This is a genomic window from Candidatus Rickettsia mendelii, from assembly GCF_057543435.1.
This window is the reverse complement of record NZ_BTGX01000012.1, coordinates 1-5,466: the sequence shown is the minus strand read 5'-3', so window position 1 is coordinate 5,466 and position 5,466 is coordinate 1. Positions and strand designations below refer to the sequence as shown.

The following is a 5,466-nucleotide window of genomic DNA, read 5'->3' as shown; positions in this document are numbered from 1 at the left end:
AAAAATTTTTAACAGATTATTATTTAATTATTTTAAATTAAAATACAAGGGTTAGACAATAATTGTAAAGCTTTAACTATGACTGCATTAAAAGATAGAGCTGACATAGATAAAAAATTTTTTATAGAGCAAACTCAAGCATTTTTAAGAAATAGGAATAATCCTGTTTTAACAGAAAATAAAACAAAAATTGAAGAAGTAGTTAAAAATACTACCTTTACTAAGATAGCGCAACACCTTGAAATTTTATGTGAAGAAAAAGATAGTAACCTACCTATATTAATATGTGATGATCGAAATAATCACCATGAATCACAGGTTTTAGATACTGATGGCTTTAAAATGCAGTATTTAAATGCTATAAGAGCAATTGTAGATTTAGCAAAAATTGAGAATAAACCAGAACTTGAAAGAAACCTGAAAAATAAAACCGTAAAATTGATCATTAGCTTTAATCTGCTTAACATGAAAAACCTAAAGCAAATCTCTCAAAAAAAATAACAGCTGAAATTGATGATATCGCTAAATTACTAGGAGATTAAAGATGCTTATAAAAAACTAAATGTCATTAAAGATCTTCAAAATTTCAATAATAAGCATTATATATGTAGTAATACTTTCTAAGGTCATTGATAAACAAGGAAAAGAGCATGTATTAGTTGAAACAGAAGTAGCATTAAAGAGTTTAATAACTGCTTAGAAAAAACAATATAATCATTATAGGTGGGCAGAGAATATGTTATTCTGATCAATCTTCTACAACAAATTATCAGTATGAAAAATGCTTTTAAAAAATTATTGATATTGCTGATGATAATAAATCTCTTGAAATAATACACGCATAAAGACATGCAGGTACACTGCATCTCTTTCAAGTGATAATGGTGCTATGTAGGGAAATTACTGATTTAAATTCTTAGCAAGTTAAGGGGTAAATATGAGATAAGTCAACTTGACATACTAATAAATTAAATTCAGGACTTGTTGTTTTCAGTAACGATCCTAAGCTTGTTAAGCTTACTCATCACGCTATGCAAAATGTGAGAATTAATAAATATTAGTACTAGCTTTTAATTTAGCAAGGATTACATCAGGTGCAAGTAATTTATCAAGCATTAAAGATTCTCTTGAAAAAAGAGCAGAAAATCTGCCTAAAATCTTAAAGTACATATTAACCTAGAGGAAAATTTAAACGTTTCTTTGGGACTAAAGGCATTTAATAGTACAAATACAATATATATATAACCTAAGGTTCACTTCATAAGAAGTCAAAATATTAAAAAGTACAGTAAAATTAAGGCAAGATGTTGAAAAATCAGATTTTATATTTAGATTATTTAGTGAGAAAAAGTATTAATCCCAGAACATCAAGTATTCTTAACTCTTTAACAGAGAATATAGCAGTGATAAATAGCCATTCATTTAAAAAACAAGAAGAGGATGCTAACTAGCAGTAAAGGTAGGACAGATCAGGCCATAGTCAAACTGCTAAGGCAAGTGCAAAGCAAGGGGGTGTATCAGTAAGGAATTATAAGCCGCTGCTTAAAAATGGTCATACTATTGGGCAGTTAGAAAGTATTTATGCAGAAGGTGCAGCTATTAGTTGCTACAGTACTAAAGAAGAAAATAAAGCGGGCATTCAAAAAGCAAAAATGGTATGTGTGCTCCAATAGTGGAAATAACACAGCTAAAAGCAATAAAATTGAAGATAAAAATATAAGAAGAGTAATTTTAAACAAGCTGTTACAGAACTAGGTGTCAATACTAAAAGTTGAGGAAAAAGTTACTTGGCTAAAGTGTCAAAATTACAACAATAATTTAAACCTTTAATAAGTCTGATTTCTACATCACAAGATGTACAACATAATGAACATATAGAAGAGGCAACAATACAAACTACATAGGAGAAATAATGTCAAAACTTGCAATCATAACAGGTGGTACTAGAGGAATAGGAAAAGCTACTGCTTTAGCATTAAAAAATAAAGGTTTTACAGTTGTCGCTAATTTTTTTAGCAATTATGAAGCTGCTAAATCTATGGAAAAACAATACAGCATAAAAACTAAACGCTGGAATGTTGCAGATTTTGAAGAATGTAGGCAAGCTGTAAGAGAAATTGAAGAAGAATATAAAAAACCAGTAAGTGTTCTTGTGAATAATGCCGGTATTACTAAAGATAAGATGCTACATAAAATGAACAATCAAGACTGGAATGAGGTTATTAATATTAATCTTAACTCTTGCTTTAATATGTCTAGTAGTGTAATTACGCAAATGAGAAATCAAAATTATGGCCGTATAGTTAATATTAGCTCAATTAATGCACAAGCAGGACAAGTAGGACAAACTAATTACTGTGCTGCTAAAGCTGCACTAATCGGCTTTACTAAGGCTTTAGCTCGTGAATCAGCTCCTAAAGATATTACTGTTAACTGCATAGCTCCGGGATATATCGCGACAGAAATGGTATGGCAAGTACAAAAAGATGTACTAGACAAAATCATTAGCACTATCCCTAAAAAACGGCTAGGTCAACCTGAAGAAATAGCTAGAGTTGTAGAGTTTTTAATTGATGAAAATGCCGGTTTTATAACAGGTGAGACTATTTCGATCAATGGCGGTCATAATATGGTATAACACTAATTTATAATAGATTTAAATATGATAGAACAAATGAGACAAATATTTTCAGGTATTTGTATCTTGCGAAAATGAACTAGCATTTTAATAAATAAAAGAAATTAAACAGCTAGATTATAGATAAGTATGAATATTACCCTTATATAGAAAGGGGTATATTTATTATTATCAAGCAGAAGCTACTAACATAAATAAAGAAAAAAATCTCTACTCTATATTCTAGTACAGTAACGTAATTTCAACAAGCCTTACAAATATATAATTACTTTAGAGGATGCTACAAAAGCAGAACAAATTTAAAGAAGCATATTAAAGTATGTATCAAAATACTCATAGTGAAGATCACTAACAAAAAGCAAAAAATTTATGATTAATTAAGGAGAGCTTGATAAAAATCAATAATTGAGAAGAACTAGTATTCCTAAAAAACTATAATTCTATGAGCTTCACTAGTTGTATAAATCAATTTTACCAAACGATATCAAAAAAATAAAGAATTTAAAGTAACTCTAAATTGTATGCTTATTATTTTAATTCAGGGTTACAAAATATATATCTTGCTTCTTATGGTGCTAATAAAAATTATTTGTTCTATTTTTATGAGTTACATAGGCTATAATTCTCAAGCAATGCTAGAAAGCTCTAATCATTCGCAGAACAGATTTCAACTGTTATATAAAGAAGAATTAGGAAAATATTATATGATTAAGGGAAAACATAACCCTACTAACACTATAGAATATACGACATGACAAATAATAAATAAATTATCTGAATTTCAAGCAATAATTAAAAAATAGAAGCTTAATAGTGACAAAATATATTATTACCCTATATCTCCTTAATTTGCTAAGATTTTCATGCTCAGAAATCTAAAGATGCATTGAGAAATTCTTTAGTAGAAATATTATGAAAAATAGTAAAGTTAATATTAGTACAAAAAATCAAAGTGACGTTTTTATAGTACTCTTAATGCATAAAATATTGCCTGATTTAGAGCATGAAGAAGCAGAAGAAGAATTAATACCATTTTGTGATGATGATACTGTAATATTGATTTTAGGTAATGTACAATATAGTAGAAAGTAACAGCTAAAACTAAACAACATCTAATCCACTATTTTCTAAATGAGTAATGTATACCACATTCTTGACCGTGTACCTGCTATTTATAAAGAGGACATGGAAATAGAATATGAACATTTAGCAATGCAATTAATTAAGTCAGGTAAATTACGTATAGATACTGATGATTGCTGTAATTTTGCTAGATTTTCTGACCCTGCTCTTAATATCAGTTTAATGGTTAGTAAAGAAGAGTTAACAAGTATACATTTGATTCCTGAAACTATAAGACTTTTTCAAATTGTCTATAGAAATTCTGCTACAGATCAAAAAATAAAATCAATTTTCGATAATTTAAAAAAACAAATTCAAAAACTACAACCTGTTAAAAAAGAAGTAACTGAAATGCTAGCACGCATTTTTGTTCAATCTGCTCATCCAATTGTAATAAGATGGTTGCTGCTTAATAAGACAGAAGTATTTCTTACCTATTCACATAATATCGGCGATATGATGGACATGTTTAACTGGCAACGAGTCGGTAGTAATAGCGGCATGCAAAGCACTAATGGCAAGGATGTGGCTATTTTTGTCTCCTGCGGTGGTAATCCTTTTGCTGAAACAAACAAAGATCATCCTACTTATGGCAATGGCTGGCCTGCAGTTGCAAGATTGCAGATTATAGCGGCTCAAGAGCTAGGACATTTTGCTGATATAAAAAGAAATAATAAGGGACAGCAAATCACTCGCCATTCTGCTAATTTTTTCGGTACCAAGGCAACTGATAAAGCTCGTATTGCTCGAAGAAAAGATATAGAAAATTGCCACAGCTTACTAAATAGGTTACTTAAAGCAGGTATGAACAAGCAATTAGCTTATGAAGCAAAACTTAAATTTTACCATGAAAATAAAGTAAATAGCCTAAAAGTTTATGCAATAAAATTCATGATTTTTGTATATAAATTTCGGCTTTTAAATTATAGCAATAAGCATAATTTAATATTTGTAAAAAAATTCAAAAACGATAAATATATGGCATTAATGATTGATACTATGTTTAAAGATATGCAAGCCAATTTATCGCCTACAGCTGATGTGTATAAAAATAAAAATCCTGAGATTGCAGAAGCTATTGCCTGCATTGAGGCGTTGGCCAGAGTACCACAGCAAACTATAAAATGGGGATATTTAACAACCAAACAAATTATGTATGACCTTTATAAAATATATTATAATGAAGTTATTCCCTCTTTAATTACTAGCTATAATGCGGTAACAGGTAAAAATTACAAACGTGATTTTAAAAAACCAAAAAGTAGTTTCTTTTCTAAAATTAATATCTTTAGTAAGAAAAAATTAGTAATAAGACCGGTTAGAGAATAGCATTATTAATAGTAAGTGATAGTAATATTATAAGTATAGGAAATAAATAAAGACAAGGTTTTATAGAAATTTTCAAGCGCTGTCATTTGTAAGTACAATAAATCATATGGGTAGTGGGGTGGTATTATAAACATGGTATCATTTATAGAGAATAAGAAGAGATTATTAACAGAGTGTTAAAGTATAAGAATATTATATGGGTTCAATATCATGCTTTGAAGATCTTAGATAGGCTTAGATGGTACTGGAAACCTAAATTTAGAATTTAGTTGGAGGATTGATAAAACATATGTTTAAAGTTAAGAGGTAAGTAAGAATATCTATATAGAATTTTAGATAAGAATGGAGATGCTATCAATTTTATTTACTTCTGCTTG

The 5,466-nt window shown here is 29.0% G+C and carries 6 protein-coding genes; 5 read left to right on the top strand and 1 reads right to left on the bottom strand.

Translation table 11 applies throughout. The annotated features are described in order from the left end of the window. Positions 1-78 precede the first annotated feature (78 nt). Positions 79-501, top strand: coding sequence for a hypothetical protein (locus AC27F4_RS02330; RefSeq protein ID WP_487061711.1), 423 nt, complete (start codon positions 79-81; stop codon positions 499-501). A gap of 61 nt (positions 502-562) precedes the next feature. Beyond that, positions 563-700 carry a hypothetical protein gene (locus tag AC27F4_RS02325; protein WP_487061709.1) on the top strand — a complete coding sequence of 46 codons (138 nt, stop codon included), beginning with the start codon at positions 563-565 and terminating at the stop codon, positions 698-700. 347 nt (positions 701-1,047) lie between these two features. Here AC27F4_RS02325 and AC27F4_RS02320 read toward each other — a convergent pair whose 3' ends face one another. Continuing rightward, positions 1,048-1,170, bottom strand: a complete 123-nt coding sequence (locus AC27F4_RS02320; RefSeq protein ID WP_487061707.1) for a hypothetical protein — start codon at positions 1,168-1,170, stop codon at positions 1,048-1,050. Positions 1,171-1,912: 742 nt separating this feature from the next. Here AC27F4_RS02320 and AC27F4_RS02315 point away from each other — a divergent pair. The 3 genes from AC27F4_RS02315 (at position 1,913) to AC27F4_RS02305 (ending at position 5,089) form a co-directional block, all read left to right on the top strand. Continuing rightward, positions 1,913-2,638 (top strand): SDR family oxidoreductase, encoded by a 726-nt coding sequence (locus AC27F4_RS02315; RefSeq protein WP_487061705.1) that lies wholly within the window; start codon positions 1,913-1,915, stop codon positions 2,636-2,638. Positions 2,639-3,550: 912 nt separating this feature from the next. Continuing rightward, the gene (locus AC27F4_RS02310; protein WP_487061703.1) at positions 3,551-3,730 is read left to right on the top strand and encodes a hypothetical protein; all 180 of its coding nucleotides are present in this window, start codon (positions 3,551-3,553) and stop codon (positions 3,728-3,730) included. A gap of 39 nt (positions 3,731-3,769) precedes the next feature. Then, on the top strand, positions 3,770-5,089 hold the full coding sequence (locus AC27F4_RS02305) for a DUF2748 family protein (RefSeq protein ID WP_487061701.1): 1,320 nt from the start codon (positions 3,770-3,772) through the stop codon (positions 5,087-5,089). Positions 5,090-5,466 lie beyond the last annotated feature (377 nt).

Coding starts and splice junctions, on each gene's coding strand:
- AC27F4_RS02310 (WP_487061703.1), top strand. CDS start 3,551: ATGAAAAATAGTAAAGTTAATATTAGTACAAAAAATCAAAGTGACGTT.
- AC27F4_RS02315 (WP_487061705.1), top strand. CDS start 1,913: ATGTCAAAACTTGCAATCATAACAGGTGGTACTAGAGGAATAGGAAAA.
- AC27F4_RS02330 (WP_487061711.1), top strand. CDS start 79: ATGACTGCATTAAAAGATAGAGCTGACATAGATAAAAAATTTTTTATA.
- AC27F4_RS02320 (WP_487061707.1), bottom strand. CDS start 1,170: ATGTACTTTAAGATTTTAGGCAGATTTTCTGCTCTTTTTTCAAGAGAA.
- AC27F4_RS02325 (WP_487061709.1), top strand. CDS start 563: ATGTCATTAAAGATCTTCAAAATTTCAATAATAAGCATTATATATGTA.
- AC27F4_RS02305 (WP_487061701.1), top strand. CDS start 3,770: ATGAGTAATGTATACCACATTCTTGACCGTGTACCTGCTATTTATAAA.